The organism is Bradyrhizobium sp. NAS80.1, from assembly GCF_001908205.1.
Classification (GTDB): Bacteria; Pseudomonadota; Alphaproteobacteria; order Rhizobiales; family Xanthobacteraceae; genus Bradyrhizobium.
Map to the genome: position 1 here is coordinate 16,931 of NZ_LGHL01000109.1, position 15,958 is coordinate 32,888.

Below are 15,958 nucleotides of genomic sequence, written 5' to 3' on the forward strand. Positions count from 1 at the left end.
TGCATGGGGTTGTTTTTCAGTTTTTTATTCTTGTTCTTGATTTGTTCCTTTGCCGTGCTATCTTCGCTTCATGAGTCCAGCATCTTCACATGCTCTCAAGCACCCGCCGGTCACGGCGCCCTCCGAGCCGGCGGGTGCGCCTTCTGATTTTCCCGCCGATTTTCCCGAGCTTGGCGTAGCTATCGACCGCGCGCGCAGGCGCGGGCGGGGCGCACAGTCCAATGCCAGCGGCCGCTTTGAGGCCGAGGCGCGCGTTGCCTTCGACGATGGCTGGCAGAGCCTGGAGGAGCTGCCGCCGTTCAAGACCACGGTCGGGCTCGACACCTCGCGCAAGGTGATCACCCGCAACGACTCTCCCGACATCGGCTTCGACCGCTCGATCAATCCCTATCGCGGCTGCGAGCACGGCTGTGTCTATTGCTTCGCGCGGCCGACCCACGCCTATCTCGGCCTGTCGCCGGGGCTCGACTTCGAATCGAAGCTGTTCGCCAAGCCCGAGGCTCCGGCCCTGCTTGAGAAGGAGCTCGCCGCTCCCGGTTACGAGCCGCGGATGATCGCGATCGGTACCAACACCGATCCCTATCAGCCGATCGAGCGCGAGCGCAAAATCATGCGCGGCATTCTCGAGGTGCTGGAGCGTACCGGCCATCCCGTCGGCATCGTCACCAAATCCGCGCTGGTCGTGCGCGACATCGACATTCTCGCGCGCATGGCCAAGCGCAACCTCGCCAAGGTCGCGATCTCGGTCACCTCGCTCGATCCGAAGCTCGCGCGCACCATGGAGCCACGGGCGTCGACGCCACCGAAGCGGCTGGAGGCGCTGAAGCAGCTCTCGGACGCCGGCATTCCGACCACCGTGATGGTCGCGCCCGTGATTCCCGCGCTGAACGATTCCGAGATCGAGCGCATCCTCGATGCGGCGGCTCATGCCGGCGTCAAGGAAGCCTCCTACGTGCTGCTGCGGCTGCCGCTGGAGGTGCGCGATCTCTTCCGTGAATGGCTGATGGCCAATTATCCGGACCGCTATCGCCACGTCTTTACTTTGATCCGCGACATGCGCGGCGGTCGCGACTACGATTCGAAATGGGGCGAGCGGATGAAGGGAACCGGTCCGATGGCCTGGACCATCGGCCGCCGCTTCGAGATCGCCTGCGAAAGGCTCGGGCTGAACAAGCGGCGATCCAAGCTGACGACGGATCATTTTGCGAGACCCAAGCGGAACGGCGATCAGCTCAGCCTGTTCTGAGCGGCGAAGTGGAAGAGGCATAGCATGAGTAAAGAACTACCGGTCCCGGTGCCGCGGCTCACCGTCATCACGCTGGGCGTGAGTGACATCCGCGCCAGTATCGCTTTTTACGACGCGCTCGGCTTCTCGCGCCGGCTGAAGGTGACCGGCGAAGCCGTCGCCTTCTTCGACACCGGCGGTCCGGTGCTCGCCTTGTATCCCTGGGATCAGCTCGCGGCCGACGCCGCGTTACCGGACAATCCGAGGCCAGCGGCCTTCCGCGGCGTCACGCTCGCCTGGAACTGTCGCGCGCGTGAGGAGGTCGACGCGGTGCTGGCTTTCGCCGTCAGCAAGGGAGCCGCGCTGCTGAAAGCGGCGCATGAGACCGACTACGGCGGCTATTCCGGTTATTTTACCGACCCCGACGGCCATCCCTGGGAGGTCGTGGTCGCGCCCGGCATCGAGGTCGGCGAGGACCGGCGGGTGCATCTGGCGGAGTAGGCCACTGGCCTGAATATCGGGAATTGTCCGGGGTTCCCGGTTGCGCTGGCCAGCCCGCTTGCGCACGATACCGGCCATGATTCGAGATAAATCCGCCAAGAAGCCGGCCAAGGGCGCTCCTAAGAAGGATGTTGCCAAGAAGGCTACGTCTGCGAAGGCGACAAAGGCTTCCGCGACCAAGGCTTCTGCGAGCACTTTGACCGGCAAGGGCGTGGGCAGGAAGGGCGTCATCACCGTCGCTTCGCCGAGTTTTCGCCGCGAGCGGGCGCTGATCAAGCGCGGCGTCTGGCCGGTCGCGGGCTGCGACGAGGCCGGCCGCGGGCCGCTCGCCGGCCCCGTGGTGGCGGCCGCGGTGATTCTCGACCCCAACCGCATTCCGCGTGGCATCGACGATTCCAAGCGCCTGACGGCGGAGGAGCGCGAAAAGCTGTTCGACAAGATCTGCGCCACCGCGCAGGTCTCGGTCGCCGTCGCCTCGCCCTCGCGAATCGACCGCGACAACATCCTGCGCGCCTCGCTATGGGCGCTGAAGCGCGCCGTGGTGGCGCTGCCCGAGGCGCCCCGCCACGTCTTCGTCGATGGCCGCGACCGGCTCGATACGGCCTGCGACTGCGAGGCCGTGATCGGCGGCGACGGGATTGTCCTGTCGATTGCGGCGGCTTCCATCGTCGCAAAGGTGACGCGCGACCGTCTGATGTGCGCGCTGGCGCAGGACTGCCCCGGCTACGGTTTTGAGCAGCACAAGGGCTACGGCGTTCCCGAGCATCTCGACGCCCTCGACCGCCTCGGCCCCTCCATCCACCACCGCAGCTTCTTCGCGCCGGTCGCCGCCGCCCGCGCCAAGCACATGCCCTGGACCGTCGAGCCGGTGCGGGACTTGTTTTCTGTCACCGAGATTGAGGTGCAGGTCGAAGCGAGCGTGGAAGTCGACGCGTCGGCGGAGCTCTAGGATTTATCCTTCAGGGGAGAAGAGTTGCCGCGCTTCTCCCTGAATGCTTCCACGGAAGTCCAGTTGCCACGACGAGCAGCGCCCTTTATCAAAATACGGGTGAGCGAATAGGGCCGGCTGGACGGGTTGGCTGCATCTTTCGGACGTTGCATGCGGTTTACCTCCCTGGTCATCGAGCTCATTCGCGCCCGGCCGCGGCTGATCGTGTGGATCGCCGTGCTGCTCCAGGCCGCGATGTGGCTGTTCGTGGCGCTGGTGTTCTACCGCAGCCCGCCCGGCAGCCTCGCGACGCTGCTGGCCTTTGGCCGCGAATACCAGGTCGGCACCGATCTCGGTCCGCCCTTGCCGATCTGGCTTGCCGACATCGCCTATCGCGCCGCCAGCGGCCACATGTTCGGCGTCTATGTGCTGGCCGAGCTCTGCGAGATCGCGACCTTCATCGCGCTCTATCATCTCTCCCGTGCCGTGGTCGGCTCGCAGCAGGCGGTGCTCGCGGTGCTGCTGACCATGACGGTGCTGGCGTTCTCCTCGCCCGCGCTCGACTTCGGGCCGCTGGTGCTGGCGCGGCCGCTATGGGCGCTGCTGCTGTTGCATTCCTGGCAAATCATCGGCCAGCGCCGCGGCAACGCCTGGTTCGCCTGGTCGATCGAGGCGGGCCTGCTGCTGCTCACCACGCCCGCAGCGATCTTCCTCCTCTTGCTGCTCGTCGTCTTCGCGATCTCGACCGCCGGCGGCCGGCGGACGCTGCGTGCGCTCGATCCACTGTTCGCGCTGGTCGTCGTCGCCGTCCTCGCGCTGCCCTACGCGGTCTGGCTGATGCGCGCCGAGACGCTGGTCCTTCCAGCGCTGCCGCGAGTCGCCGAGCTGAACGCCCGCGCGATCCACGCGGCTTGGCTGCTCGGAGGGCTCGTGCTTGGGGCTGCGGCAATCCCGGCGCTGACCTTCCTCAACACGCGCCTGTTCGTCGCCAAGGGCGAGGAGGCGCCGATCATCTTCCGGCCGCCGGTCGAGCCGCTGGCGCGCAACTTCGTCTATTTCTTCGCGCTTGCCCCGGCGCTCGGTGCGGTGCTGATCTCGGGCCTGCTCGGGCTCGATTCTGTCGTGGGCGGGGCCGGTGTCGTGCTGGTCATGTCCGGGCTTGCCGTGGTCGTCACGGCCGGTGACCTCATCGCGATGCGCCGCGCGCGGATGCTGCGGATGGTGTGGGCCGCAGCTGTCGTGGCGCCTGCGATCGGTGTCGTGCTCGCCGTGCTTTTCTTGCCCTGGACCGGCGTCCATGAGATCGCGACCTCGATGCCGGCGCGCGCGATCTCGGATTTCTTCGACGAGAGCTTTGCCCGCCGCACCAATCATCGCCTGCGCGCGGTCGCCGGCGAGACCCAGCTTGCGAGCCTGATCGCGCTGCATTCGGGCCGGCCGCATCTGTTCATCGACGCCCAGCCCGCGCGTACGCCGTGGATGACGCCGGCCAAATTCAGCGAGACCGGCGGCGTCGTGGTCTGGCGCGCCTCCGACACCGCCGGCACCCCACCGCCCGAAATCCTCGCGCGCTTCCCGGGCATCGTGCCCGAAGTGCCGCGCGCCTTCGAATGGTTGGTGACCGGACGCCAGCAGCTGCTGCGCGTCGGCTGGGCCATCGTACGGCCGAAGGGGACGTAGTTGCTCTCGTGCCCCGGACGCAGCGCGGCATGCAATGCTGCGCTGCTGAGCCGGGGCCCATCTTTCAGCGGATACATGGGTCCCGGCTCTGCGATGCAGCGCCATAGCGCGTCAAAGACGCGCGTGAACGCGCTGGTGGCGCTGCATCGCGTCCGGGACACGAGAGCATTATCCCGCCAGCACTTTCGCGATCGTCCGCAGGTCCTGCCAGGCCAGCCGCTTGTACGACGGCGAGCGCAACAGATAGGCGGGGTGGAAGGTCGGCAGCGCGCGGATGGTGCGTTGACCCGTGTCGTAGTCGAACCAGCGGCCGCGGGTGCGCATGATGCCTTCGCGGGTCGAGAGCAGCGTCTGCGTCGAGGGATTGCCGAGCGTCACCAGCAGATCCGGGTTCGCGAGCTCGATATGGCGCTGGATGAAGGGCAGGCAGATCTGCGTCTCCTGCGGCGTCGGCGTCCGGTTGCCGGGCGGCCGCCAGGGAATGACGTTGGTGATGTAGGCCGTGGTGCGGTTGAGCCCGATCGCGCCGATCATGAGGTCGAGCAGCTTGCCGCTGCGCCCGACGAAGGGCAGCCCCTCGATGTCCTCGTCGCGGCCCGGTGCTTCGCCGACGAACATGATGCGCGCCTGCGGATTGCCGTCGGCGAACACCAGCCGCGTCGCGGTGTGTTTCAGCGCGCAGCCCTCGAAGCTCTGCATCAGCTCGCGCAGCGCCTCCAGCGTCGGTGCGGTGCGCGCAGCTTCCCGTGCCGAGGCGATCGCGACGTCGGGCGCCGGTGCGGCCTCGCCGCGCATGACCGCGGGCGCGGCGACCGGCCGCGGAGCCTGGCCGGCGGTGGTGGGCGCGGGGCCGGAGGCGGGGCGTCCACTTCCGCCAGGCGGTCAATTGGTTCCTCCGCCAGCGCGCAGTCGACACCCGCCTCCAGATAGAAGGCCAGGAGCTCGCGGACGGTGGGGGCGGGTTCGGGGATCATGGGAAAGTCTGACTATTAGTTCAGTTTAGGCCGCCTTGCATCCCAGCGGAACGCATTTCCGTGGTTGTCCTACCCGGAAAAATCGGAAACAAGGGAGCGCAAATGACAAGGAACCGTCTCAAGGGCTGAGATCAGATGAGCACCGAAGAACTTCCCCCGCGCGAATCTATGGAATTCGACGTCGTCATCGTCGGCGCCGGCCCCTCGGGCCTGTCGGCCGCGATCCGGCTGAAGCAGCTCAACGCCGATCTCAACGTCGTTTTGGTGGAGAAGGGCTCCGAGGTCGGTGCGCATATTCTCTCGGGCGCCGTGATCGACCCCGCCGGGCTCGACAAGCTGATTCCCGACTGGCGCGAGGATTCCGACTGCCCGCTGAAGACGCAGGTCAAGGACGACCGCTTCTACTGGATGACGGGTGGCGGCGCGATCAAGCTGCCGAACTTCATCATGCCGCCGCTGATGAACAATCATCACTGCTATATCGGCTCGCTCGGCAATGTCTGCCGCTGGCTGGGGCGGAAGGCCGAGGCGCTCGGCGTCGAGATCTACCCGGGCTTTGCCGCCGCCGAGGTGCTCTATGACGAGGAGGGCAAGGTCAGGGGCATCGCCACCGGCGACATGGGCATCGGCCGCGACGGCAAGCCGAAGGACTCATTTACCCGTGGCATGGAATTGCTCGGCAAGTACACGCTGTTCGCCGAAGGCGCGCGCGGCAGCCTGACCAAGCAGCTCATGGCGAAGTTCGCACTCGATTCCAAGAGCGAGCCGGCGAAGTTCGGCATCGGCCTCAAGGAAGTCTGGCAGATCGACCCCGCCAAGCACCAGAAGGGCATGATCCAGCATTCGTTCGGCTGGCCGCTCGACCTGAAGACCGGCGGCGGCTCGTTCCTCTATCACTACGACGACAATCTCGTCGCGGTCGGCTTCGTCGTGCACTTGAACTACGACGATCCGTATCTGTCGCCGTTCGACGAGTTCCAGCGCTTCAAGACGCATCCCTCGATCCGCGGCACCTTCGAAGGCGCCAAGCGGCTCGCCTATGGCGCGCGCGCCATCACCGAGGGCGGCTACCAGTCGGTGCCGAAGCTCAGCTTCCCCGGCGGCGCGCTGATCGGCTGCGCGGCGGGCTTCGTCAACGTGCCCCGCATCAAGGGCGTGCACAATGCGATGGGCACCGGCATGCTCGCCGCCGAGCACGTCGCAGGCGCGATCGCGGCCGATCGCGCCAATGACGAGATCGTCGAGTACGAGAACGCGTGGCGCCAATCCTCCGTGGGCAAGGACCTGTTCCTGGTCCGCAACGTCAAGCCGCTGTGGTCGAAGTTCGGCACCGTGCTCGGCGTCGCGCTTGGTGGCTTCGACATGTGGTGCAACACGCTGTTCGGTGCCTCGCTGTTCGGCACGCAGTCGCATGGCAAGCCCGACCGCTCCACGCTCGATCCGGCCAAGCAGCATGCACCCAGGAACTATCCGAAGCCGGACGGCAAGATCTCGTTCGACAAGCTGTCCTCCGTGTTCCTGTCCAACACCAATCATGAGGAGGACCAGCCGGTCCATCTCCGGGTGGCCGACATGAACCTGCAGAAGACGTCCGAGCATGACGTCTTTGCCGGTCCCTCGAATCGCTATTGCCCGGCCGGCGTCTATGAGTGGGTCGAGGAGGGCGGAAGCCCGCGCTACCAGATCAACGCCCAGAACTGCGTCCACTGCAAAACCTGCGACGTGAAGGATCCCAACGGCAACATCACCTGGGTTCCCCCGGAGGGTGGCGGCGGCCCGAACTACGAGGCCATGTAAGGGCGCCAAGTGACCAAATAGGTCACGAAGGGTGATGTAGCGCACGTTCGCGTGAGAACGGGGGCGCGGCACGCGGTCGCGGCCACGATAAGGCCATAGTAGCAGCGTCTTGGGGCTCGACTGGCCGATTTGGAGCGTGCGGAGGGGACCGCACGGTCCGAATCCTTGCGGTGAAGCGCCAAAAGCGGCATTGTCCGGCCCGACGGTTCCGGGTCCCGATGCCACCGGCCGCGTTCGCATGCGAGACGGCCTACTGCTGCAAACCCAGGCACCACCAACTCAAGGCGAGCCCTGATGTTTTCAAATCGTTTCAACCGCTGGACTGCTGCTGCCATCGCCCTGATGGGCACCGCGATCGCAACAGTCCCCGGCGCGGTCCTGGCGCAGACGCCGGACCATCCGTCCGACACGGCGGCGCAGTTTCCGAGCCGAAACGATCTGAAGTCGCTCACGACCTCGGGCAGCTATCTCGCCGCCCGCCACGCCAGCGTCGAGCGCGACGCGGCTTCGGCCGCCGCCTTCTACCGCTCGGCGCTCCGCACCGATCCGAAGAACAACGAGCTACTCGACCGCGCCTTCATCTCCTCGGTCGCCGACGGTGACATCGACGAGGCGGTCAAGCTCGCCGAGCGCATCCTCACGATCGACAAGACCAACCGCGTCGCGCGTCTGGTCGTCGGGGTGCGTGATCTCAAGCTGAAGAAGTACGCGACCGCGCAGACCAATATCAATCAGTCGATCCGCGGTCCGATCACAGATTTGGTCGCCACGCTCCTGTCCGGCTGGGCCGCCTACGGTGCGGGCGATGCCAAGGGCGCTGTTGCTACCATCGACAAGCTGGCCGGCCCGGAATGGTATCCGCTGTTCAAGGACCTCCACGCCGGCATGATCCTCGAACTCGCCGGCAAGGAGAAGGACGCAGGCACTCGCTTCGAGCGCGCCTACAAGCTCGACGATTCCATGCTGCGCGTGACCGAGGCCTATGCACGCTGGCTGTCGCGCAACAAGGATGCCGCCGCTGCGACCACCGTCTATGAGGCTTTCGACAAGAAGCTCGCCCGCCATCCGCTGGTCGTGGAAGGGCTGCGCGAGACCCGCGCCGGCAAGAAGATGCCGCCGCTGGTCGACTCCGCGCAGGCCGGCGCCGCCGAAGCGCTGTACGGCATCGGCGCGACGCTGACCCGCCGCGGCGGCGAGGATCTGGCGCTGGTCTATCTCCAGCTCTCGCTCTATCTCCAGCCCACTCATCCGCTGGCGCTGCTCTCGCTCGCCGACCTCTATGAGTCGGTGAAGCGGCCGCAGATGGCGATCAAGATCTATGAGCGCGTGCCCTCGAGCTCGCCTCTGAAGCGCAACGCGCAGATCCAGCTCGCCATTGACCTCGATTCCGCCGACCGCACCGACGAGGCGATCAAGATCCTCAAGGGCGTCACGTCAGACGATTCCAAGGATCTCGAAGCCATCATGGCGCTCGGCAATATCGAGCGCGGCCGCAAGAAATTCGGCGACTGCGGTACGACTTATTCGCAGGGCATCGAGGTTCTGCCGGCCGGCAACGACAAGGCCAACAGCGTCTGGTACTATTATCGCGGCATCTGCGAGGAGCGCTCCAAGCAGTGGGCCAAAGCCGAAGCCGACATGAAGAAGGCGCTCGAGCTGCAACCCGACCAGCCTCATGTCCTCAACTATCTCGGCTATTCCTGGATCGACCAGGGCGTGAACCTCGACGAAGGCATGAAGATGATCAAGCGCGCCGTCGAGCAGCGTCCCGACGACGGCTACATCGTCGACTCCCTTGGCTGGGCCTATTACCGCATCGGCAATTACGAGGAGGCGGTGAAGAACCTCGAGCGCGCGATCGACCTCAAGCCCGAGGATCCCACCATCAACGATCACCTTGGCGACGCCTATTGGCGCGTCGGTCGCACGCTGGAGGCCAAATTCCAGTGGTCGCATGCCCGCGACCTCAAGCCCGAGCCGGATGACCTTCCGAAGATCGAGGCCAAGATTGCCAACGGTCTCACCGAGGACAATTCGAACTCTTCAGCGGCACAGGCCGAGAAGAAGAAGGACGACGGCAAGGGCGGTTGATCCAGACGCATGATCCGGAAAAGTGCGTAGCGGTTTTCCGATAAGATCATGCGCGACAAAGAAGTGCGTTTGGGGGTTGGTCGCCAATGTCGGCGTTGATTGAAGAGGGGCGTGCGAAGGTCAATCTGAGCCTTCGCGTCGTCGGGCGTCGCGCCGACGGTTATCATGATCTCGAAAGCGTGGTCGCGTTTGCCGACTGCGCCGACCGGCTCACGCTGGAGCCGGGCGGCGAGTTGAAGCTCGCCACCACGGGACCGCTGGCCGCGGCCTGCGGCGAGGCATCCGACAATCTCGTGTTCAAGGCGGCCAAGCTCCTGGCCGAAGCTGTACCAAACCTGAAGCTGGGCGCCTTCGCGCTCGATAAGGTGCTTCCTGTTGCGGCCGGCATCGGCGGTGGCTCGGCGGACGCCGCGGCGGCGCTGCGGCTGCTGGCGCGTCTCAACGATCTTCCGCTTGATGATCCGCGCTTGCAACAGGTCGCGCTCGCGACCGGCGCCGACGTGCCGGTGTGCCTGCTCTCGTGCGCCTGCGACATGACCGGCGTCGGCGAGCAGCTGCTGCCCTTGAAGCTGCCGAGCATGCCGTGCGTGATGGTCAATCCGCGCGTGCCGGTTGCGACCAAGGACGTGTTCCAGGCGCTGGGCCTGCGCAACGGCGAATTGCTGGTCGGCGCCACTGACGTCCTCGAAGCCCCGGCCTGGCCGGAGGAGGGCGGGTCGATTGCCGATTGGGTCGAGGTCCTCGAAACCGTCGCCAACGATCTCGAAGCGCCTGCGCTGCGCATCGAGCCCGTCATCGGCGACGTGCTCGAGGCGTTGCGGGACTCCGCCGGCGTCAAGCTCGCCCGCATGTCCGGCTCGGGCGCGACCTGCTTTGCGATCTATGGTACGCCGGCCGAGGCCCATGCGGCGGCTGAACAGATCCGCAGGGATCACCCCGGCTGGTGGGTGCATGCGGGGACGTTGAGCTGAGTTTATTCGTCATTGCGAGCCAACGGGTCCGCACAAAGCGCGGCCACGTTGGCTCGCAATGACGTGGATGCAGCGGAGTTAGCCTTCGCAATCCTCGCCGAGCCCCAGAAACGTTCGGATCGCACCCAGCACCTCTTTCGGCTTGTCGTGCTGCAGCCAGTGCCCGGTCCCGGCAATGGTCTCGACGCGCGCCTGCTGGAAATAGCGCTCCAGGCCTGCCGCCCTGGCGCCTGCGAGAAAGCTTTCACCGGCATTCAACAGCAGCGTCGGGCAGGTGATGCGCGACCAGAGTTCGACGTGATCGTCCGGCCAGAGTCGATGCGGCGCACTGGCGCGCTGATAGGGATCGAACTTCCAGCTATAGGTGCCATCCTCGTTCTGCCGTGCGCCATGCGTGGCAAGATGCAGTGCGAGCTCGCGGGACAGCCGCTTGTTGTGGAGCACCATCTGAGCGGCCGCGTCCTCGAGCGTGCGATAGCGGCGCGGCGTGCGGTCGTGCAGTTTGTCGAGCTGGCCGATCCATTTGGTGATGCGCTCATGCGTCGGCGGCTTCGGCGTATCCGGCAGCATGGTCACGCCGTCGAGGACGACCAGCTTCGATACCTGCTCGGGGAACGACCCCGCAAAGATCAGGCTCACCATTCCGCCCATCGAATGGGCGATGAGGGTCACCTTTGACGCTGCGATACTGCGAACGAGCTGGGCGAGATCGTACACATACTCCGTCAGCGCGTAGCTGCCGCCTCTGGTCCAGTCGGAATCGCCGTGCCCGCGGAGGTCGGGCGCGAGCACGCGAAAATGCGGCTGCAACGACCGGGCGATGGCGTCCCAGCTCCGGCAATGATCGCGGCCGCCATGGACCAGGATAACGGTGGGCGCGCTCTCGTTGCCCCAATCGGCATAATGCAGCCGCAGGCCGTGGGATTCGTAATACCGGCTTTGCGGGGCGAGCATCGTGCCGCGATCCTCTTTCATTGGCAGGCAGGGTGATGATTGGATTGGATTAGCCCGCCGCCGGTCGTTCGACAAGCGATGGAGCGTGCGGTCGCTGCCGCCCGCCCGCTCCATCGCGCGCAGCTTCAACGCTTTCTTGGCGGCCGCATTTCGTTGGTCAGCACATTATCCTTCATGCGCAATTCACCGCCCGAGATGCGCTAGTTCCCGCTCCAGTCCGGGGGAGGGCGGACCGATACGTCACGGCTTGTCCGAAGATTCGCCGTGCCGGGTCACCGCCGTCAGATTCATGGTGAGCAGAACCCCCGGCTTGGGAATCTCCTGAACCGCAAAGACGGTACGAGCGGGGCGGTGCTCTCCCATCATGTCGACATAGGCCGCGTTCATCGCCTCGAAGTCGGCCATCCGCTGGAGAAACACGTTGATATGAGTGATGTGATCGAGGCCGGAGCCCGCAGTCGCAAGCATCACCTCGAATGATCTGAAGATCTGTCGGGTCTGGGAGTCCACGTCTGGACCTGCCAGCAGTCCTGTCGCCGGATCGACGCCCGCAGTCCCTCCAATCCAGATCAGCTCACCGACCTTGGCGATGTGATTATAAGGACCGATCGGCTTTGGGGTGTTCGGCGGCGTCAGTGTTTCGACCCGTGACTTCATTGCCGGCCTCGTTCTGTTGCCCATGGACAAGTGTACGGTGAATGCGGCGCAGGCGCATCCGCCGACAGCTAGTCATTCACCGGCCGCCGCGCCAGCGCGAGCGAGAGGCCCAGGCCGGCGATGAAGACGCCGGAGCCTTGCGTGAGACGCCGCATCAGATGCGGCCGGCCGATCAGCTGCGTGCGCGTTGCGGAGGCCATCAGCACCACGACGACATCGGCAAGCGTGTTCAGCATCACCGAGATCGAGCCGAGCATGATGAATTGCAGCGTGGGGCTCGATCCCGCCGGATCGAGGAACTGCGGGATGAAGGCGAGAAAGAACGCGGCGGTCTTCGGGTTCAGGGCCTCGACCAGCACGCCGTCGCGAAATGCGCGCTTGTCGCCGACGGGCTTGCTCTCGAGCGACGGCGTGCGGCCGGCGCTGCGGAAGGTCTTGATGCCGAGCCAGACCAGATACAGCGCGCCGACGAACTTGACGGCGGCAAACAGCTCAGCGCTGGCAAGGATGATCGCGGAGATGCCGAGACTGCCCGCGACCACATGAACCAGGCCGCCCAGCGCGGTGCCAGCAGTCGACGCGAAGCCGCTGGCCCGCCCCTCCGACAAGGTCCGCGCCGCGACGTAGAAGATGCCGGGGCCGGGAACTGCCGCAATGAGAAATGCCGCTGCCAGGAACAGCCAGAAATTCGTCTCGCTCATCCTGAATTCGTAACGGAGCTTGCCGCGATTGCAAGTCCTCCGGTCAAGCGCGATGAGATCGGGATGAATCGTCATCGCGCTTTAGGTTGTTGTTTGAGCATGATCTTTTCGGAAAACCGCCTCACACTTTTCCGGATCATGCATCTAGGCGATCCGGCGGAAGATCGCGCTGGCATTCACCCCGCCGAAGCCGAAGCCGTTGGAGATGGCGTGCTGCATCGGCATCGGTCGTGCGGCACCGGCGACGATGTCGATGCCTTCCGCGCCCGGATCAGGGTTTTCGAGATTGAGAGTCGGCGGAGCGATCTGGTCGCGCAGGGCGAGGACGGTGAAGATTGCCTCCAGCCCGCCGGCAGCGCCGAGCAGGTGGCCGGTGGCCGATTTCGTCGCGCTCACCGCGATGCTTTGATTGCGGCCGAACAGCGCCGCGATCGCGCCAAGCTCGCTCTCGTCGCCGGCCGGCGTCGACGTCGCGTGAGCGTTCAGGTGCTGCAAATCCGCAGGCGCAAGGTTCGCCTGACGGAGCGCGATCTCCATCGCACGCCGAGCGCCGTCGCCATCGGGCGGCCCCGATGTCATGTGATAGGCGTCTGCCGTCGTGCCGTATCCGACGATCTCGGCGACCGGGGAGGCGCCGCGCGCCAGCGCGTGCTCCAGCTCTTCGATCACGAGGATGCCCGCGCCTTCACCCATGACAAAGCCGTCGCGGTCGCGATCGAACGGGCGCGAGGCGCGCACGGGCTGCTCGTTGAAGCCGCTCGACAGCGCGCGCGCCGCCGCAAAACCGCCAAGGCTGACGATATCGATGCAGGCCTCCGCGCCGCCGCAGATCGCCACATCGGCTTCGCCTGCCCTGATCATGCGCGCGGCATCGCCGATCGCCTGCACACCGGCGGCACACGCCGTGACCGGTGTTCCCAGCGCGCCCCTGTAGCCGTATTTGATCGAGACGTGGCCGGCGGCGAGATTGGCGAGGAACGAGGGGATCGTGAACGGTGAGAGCCGGCGCGCGCCGCGCTGTTCGGTGGTGCGCACTGCTTCCGCCATCGCCGGAAAGCCGCCGACGCCGGAGGAGATGATCGTCGCCGTCCGTTCCAGCGCCGCTGCGTCCTGCGGCGCCCATCCGGCCTGCGCGACCGCTTCTGCGGTGGCGAGCAGCGCAAACAGGATGAAGCGGTCCATCTTGCGCTGGTCCTTTGGCGCGGCAGCTTGCGCGGGATCGAAGCCGCCCCCGGGATCCCCGGCTTTATCGGGCACCAGACCGGCAATGCGCGCCGGCAGCGCCTGCGACCATTCGGGCAGGGGGCGCAGCCCGCTTTGACCGGCGAGGAGCCGGCGCCAGGAGAGTTCGACACCGCAGCCGAGCGGTGACACCGCGCCCATTCCGGTCACGACGATACGACGCATGTCAGTCTCCAGCCGGCGCAACGGCCGGGTTCATAGCCCTAAGCGAAGCGAGCCGATTCCGCATCCCGCGGCTTGCGCGGGGACCTGCGATGACGACCGCATTGGCGAGGGTGATGGGACGCTTGTCGGCGGCATCGACGACCACCGGATCGAACGGGCGAGCGTCATCCCGGTTCGCCAGCAGGATGGATCCGCCCTTCGGCGCGAGATGCTTGTTGCCCCAGGCGAGCAGCGCCACGACCACGGGAAAGAAATCGCGCGCCTTGTCCGTCAGTACATATTCGTAACGCGGCGGCCGCTCGCTGTAGCGGCGGCGAACGAACATGCCGCTCTCGGTGAGATGGGCGAGGCGCCGCGACAGGATGTTTGGCGCGATCCCGAGGCTTTGCGAGAACTCGTCGAAGCGGGTCGCGCCTTGGAACGCATCCCGCAGGATCAGGATGCTCCACCATTCGCCGACCGTCTCCACGGCGCGGCCGACCGGGCATTCCTGGATGGAGGAGAGCTTGGGCTGCATGGCGGGAGAGTAGGTGAGTAGCTTTCAAAATGCAAGTTACTGGGTGAGGTGAGCGGGGGGGGGGGACGGAAAGTGGGGTCGGCGGGAAGCAGGTGTGTCTGACGATAAGGTGGGCGAGCGCTTGCTAAACCGATCTCGTGTCCCGGCTCTGCGCAGCAGCGTTTCACGCTGCAGCACGTCCGGGACACGAGAGGGAACCGTGCCGTCGCGCCTTGCTCCGTCATTGCGAGCGCAGCGAAGCAATCCAGTCTGCCGCGGCGACAAGATTCTGGATTGCTTCGCTGCGCTCGAAACGACCATAGGAGCTACGCACATGGATATCGCCGTCACCCTGAGGTGCCGGAGCGTAGCGGAGGCCTCGAAGGGCGACGCCGGCTGCAGGCCGCTCATCCTTCGAGGCTCTCGGCGCGGTGCTAAGCACCGCTCGCACCTCAGGATGACGGAGCTGACGGTTGTGCGAAATCGATGGGGCGCTAAGCGCCGCGCCTAGTGCGACCGAGCCAGACAGAACGCCACGACCTGCTCCAGCGCGCTCTTCATCGGCGAGGACGGGAACAGCGCGAGCGCGTCGACGGCCATGGCGCCGTAGTGCTGGGCGCGGCTGAGCGTGTCCTCGAGCGCGCGGTGCTTGTTCATCAGCCCGATAGCATGATCGAGGTCGGTGTCGCCGATCTCGCCGCGCTCGAGCGCCCGGATCCAGAAGGCGCGCTCGGTGTCGTTGCCGCGGCGGAAGGCGAGTACGACCGGCAGCGTGATCTTGCCTTCGCGGAAATCGTCGCCGGTGTTCTTGCCGAGCTTGGCGCTCTTGCCGCCATAGTCGAGCACGTCGTCGACGAGCTGGAAGGCGATGCCGAGATTCATGCCGACCGAGCGGCAGGCGGTCTGCTCCGCCTTCGGGCGGTTGGCGATCACGGGGCCGACCTCGCAGGCCGCTGCGAACAGCTCGGCGGTCTTGCCGCGGATCACGGCGAGGTATTCGTCCTCGGTGGTCGCGGTGTTCTTGGCGGCGGCGAGCTGCATCACCTCGCCCTCGGCGATGGTGGCGGCGGCCGCGGAGAGGATGTCGAGCGCGCGGAGCGAGCCGACCTCGACCATCATGCGGAAGGCCTGGCCGAGCAGGAAGTCGCCGACCAGAACACTGGCCTCATTGCCCCAGAGCATGCGCGCCGAGAGCTTGCCGCGGCGCATCTCGCTCTCGTCGACGACGTCGTCGTGGAGCAGCGTCGCGGTGTGCATGAACTCGACGGACGCGGCGAGCTTGATGTGGCCGTCGCCGGTGTAGCCGGCGAGGTTGGCCATGGCGAGCGTCAGCATCGGCCGCAGGCGTTTTCCCCCGGAGGAGATCAGGTGGTTGGCGACCTCCGGGATCATGGTCACGTCCGAACCGGTCCGGGACAGGATCGTGGCGTTGACGCGCTCCATGTCGGGGGCGACAAGGGCAACCAGCTCTTCGATCGACGCGCCGGGAGTTTCGAAAGGTACGATGACGGCCACGCCGGTCTCCAATATTTGCCCCGGAAGGGCTATTCTGATGGAAATACAATAGAAACTGGCG

14 protein-coding genes and 1 pseudogene are annotated in these 15,958 nt (G+C 65.9%); 7 read left to right on the forward strand and 8 right to left on the reverse strand.

The features are described 5' to 3' along the window. Positions 1-70: 70 nt before the first annotated feature. From AC629_RS23660 to rnhB, 3 genes are all read left to right on the forward strand, one after another. Complete coding sequence (locus AC629_RS23660; protein WP_084807364.1) at positions 71-1,246, forward strand: PA0069 family radical SAM protein; 1,176 nt, start codon at positions 71-73, stop codon at positions 1,244-1,246. A gap of 24 nt (positions 1,247-1,270) precedes the next feature. Then, positions 1,271-1,726 carry a VOC family protein gene (locus tag AC629_RS23665; RefSeq protein ID WP_084807365.1) on the forward strand — a complete coding sequence of 152 codons (456 nt, stop codon included), beginning with the start codon at positions 1,271-1,273 and terminating at the stop codon, positions 1,724-1,726. A gap of 76 nt (positions 1,727-1,802) precedes the next feature. Beyond that, on the forward strand, positions 1,803-2,675 hold the full coding sequence (rnhB, locus tag AC629_RS23670; RefSeq protein WP_084807403.1) for a ribonuclease HII: 873 nt from the start codon (positions 1,803-1,805) through the stop codon (positions 2,673-2,675). Here the strand turns inward: rnhB and AC629_RS47055 are convergent. After that, on the reverse strand, positions 2,672-2,827 hold the full coding sequence (locus tag AC629_RS47055) for a hypothetical protein (RefSeq protein WP_168195572.1): 156 nt from the start codon (positions 2,825-2,827) through the stop codon (positions 2,672-2,674). The two genes, rnhB and AC629_RS47055, sit on opposite strands and share 4 nt — an antisense overlap. Here AC629_RS47055 and AC629_RS23675 point away from each other — a divergent pair. Further along, positions 2,826-4,334: a glycosyltransferase family 39 protein gene (locus AC629_RS23675; RefSeq protein WP_084807366.1), complete on the forward strand. Its 1,509-nt coding sequence runs from the start codon at positions 2,826-2,828 to the stop codon at positions 4,332-4,334. The genes AC629_RS47055 and AC629_RS23675 overlap by 2 nt on opposite strands. Before the next feature lie 168 nt (positions 4,335-4,502). On the opposite strand, the pseudogene AC629_RS23680 reads toward AC629_RS23675, so the two are convergent. After that, positions 4,503-5,308, reverse strand: a pseudogene (locus tag AC629_RS23680) (uracil-DNA glycosylase). Positions 5,309-5,443: 135 nt separating this feature from the next. Between AC629_RS23680 and AC629_RS23685 the strand changes: the two are divergent. The 3 genes from AC629_RS23685 to AC629_RS23695 all read left to right on the forward strand — a co-directional run bounded on the left by AC629_RS23685 (position 5,444) and on the right by AC629_RS23695 (position 10,167). Then, positions 5,444-7,105, forward strand: coding sequence for an electron transfer flavoprotein-ubiquinone oxidoreductase (locus tag AC629_RS23685; RefSeq protein ID WP_084807367.1), 1,662 nt, complete (start codon positions 5,444-5,446; stop codon positions 7,103-7,105). A gap of 294 nt (positions 7,106-7,399) precedes the next feature. Beyond that, positions 7,400-9,196, forward strand: a complete 1,797-nt coding sequence (locus tag AC629_RS23690) for a tetratricopeptide repeat protein (RefSeq protein ID WP_084807368.1) — start codon at positions 7,400-7,402, stop codon at positions 9,194-9,196. A gap of 86 nt (positions 9,197-9,282) precedes the next feature. Beyond that, positions 9,283-10,167, forward strand: a complete 885-nt coding sequence (locus AC629_RS23695; RefSeq protein ID WP_084807369.1) for a 4-(cytidine 5'-diphospho)-2-C-methyl-D-erythritol kinase — start codon at positions 9,283-9,285, stop codon at positions 10,165-10,167. 78 nt (positions 10,168-10,245) lie between these two features. Here the strand turns inward: AC629_RS23695 and AC629_RS23700 are convergent, their stop codons facing one another. The 6 genes from AC629_RS23700 to AC629_RS23725 all read right to left on the reverse strand — a co-directional run bounded on the left by AC629_RS23700 (position 10,246) and on the right by AC629_RS23725 (position 15,897). Then, positions 10,246-11,121 (reverse strand): alpha/beta fold hydrolase, encoded by an 876-nt coding sequence (locus AC629_RS23700; RefSeq protein ID WP_084807404.1) that lies wholly within the window; start codon positions 11,119-11,121, stop codon positions 10,246-10,248. Positions 11,122-11,361: 240 nt separating this feature from the next. Continuing rightward, entirely contained in the window at positions 11,362-11,778 is a 417-nt protein-coding gene (locus tag AC629_RS23705) for a RidA family protein (protein WP_084807405.1), read from the reverse strand. 68 nt (positions 11,779-11,846) lie between these two features. After that, a complete protein-coding gene (locus AC629_RS23710) occupies positions 11,847-12,479 on the reverse strand; it encodes a LysE family translocator (RefSeq protein ID WP_084807406.1) in 633 nt (210 codons plus the stop codon). A gap of 144 nt (positions 12,480-12,623) precedes the next feature. Beyond that, entirely contained in the window at positions 12,624-13,886 is a 1,263-nt protein-coding gene (gene fabF, locus AC629_RS23715; RefSeq protein ID WP_084807407.1) for a beta-ketoacyl-ACP synthase II, read from the reverse strand. A gap of 1 nt (position 13,887) precedes the next feature. Further along, complete coding sequence (locus tag AC629_RS23720; protein WP_084807370.1) at positions 13,888-14,403, reverse strand: winged helix-turn-helix transcriptional regulator; 516 nt, start codon at positions 14,401-14,403, stop codon at positions 13,888-13,890. Positions 14,404-14,889: 486 nt separating this feature from the next. Then, entirely contained in the window at positions 14,890-15,897 is a 1,008-nt protein-coding gene (locus tag AC629_RS23725) for a polyprenyl synthetase family protein (protein ID WP_063692598.1), read from the reverse strand. Between the last annotated feature and the right edge of the window lie 61 nt (positions 15,898-15,958).

Excerpts from the sequence above, each read along its gene's own strand:
- AC629_RS23660 (WP_084807364.1), top strand. The coding sequence starts at position 71 with ATGAGTCCAGCATCTTCACATGCTCTCAAGCACCCGCCGGTCACGGCG.
- AC629_RS23665 (WP_084807365.1), top strand. The coding sequence starts at position 1,271 with ATGAGTAAAGAACTACCGGTCCCGGTGCCGCGGCTCACCGTCATCACG.
- rnhB (WP_084807403.1), top strand. The coding sequence starts at position 1,803 with ATGATTCGAGATAAATCCGCCAAGAAGCCGGCCAAGGGCGCTCCTAAG.
- AC629_RS23675 (WP_084807366.1), top strand. The coding sequence starts at position 2,826 with ATGCGGTTTACCTCCCTGGTCATCGAGCTCATTCGCGCCCGGCCGCGG.
- AC629_RS47055 (WP_168195572.1), bottom strand. The coding sequence starts at position 2,827 with ATGCAACGTCCGAAAGATGCAGCCAACCCGTCCAGCCGGCCCTATTCG.
- AC629_RS23685 (WP_084807367.1), top strand. The coding sequence starts at position 5,444 with ATGAGCACCGAAGAACTTCCCCCGCGCGAATCTATGGAATTCGACGTC.
- AC629_RS23690 (WP_084807368.1), top strand. The coding sequence starts at position 7,400 with ATGTTTTCAAATCGTTTCAACCGCTGGACTGCTGCTGCCATCGCCCTG.
- AC629_RS23695 (WP_084807369.1), top strand. The coding sequence starts at position 9,283 with ATGTCGGCGTTGATTGAAGAGGGGCGTGCGAAGGTCAATCTGAGCCTT.
- AC629_RS23700 (WP_084807404.1), bottom strand. The coding sequence starts at position 11,121 with ATGCTCGCCCCGCAAAGCCGGTATTACGAATCCCACGGCCTGCGGCTG.
- AC629_RS23705 (WP_084807405.1), bottom strand. The coding sequence starts at position 11,778 with ATGAAGTCACGGGTCGAAACACTGACGCCGCCGAACACCCCAAAGCCG.
- AC629_RS23710 (WP_084807406.1), bottom strand. The coding sequence starts at position 12,479 with ATGAGCGAGACGAATTTCTGGCTGTTCCTGGCAGCGGCATTTCTCATT.
- fabF (WP_084807407.1), bottom strand. The coding sequence starts at position 13,886 with ATGCGTCGTATCGTCGTGACCGGAATGGGCGCGGTGTCACCGCTCGGC.
- AC629_RS23720 (WP_084807370.1), bottom strand. The coding sequence starts at position 14,403 with ATGCAGCCCAAGCTCTCCTCCATCCAGGAATGCCCGGTCGGCCGCGCC.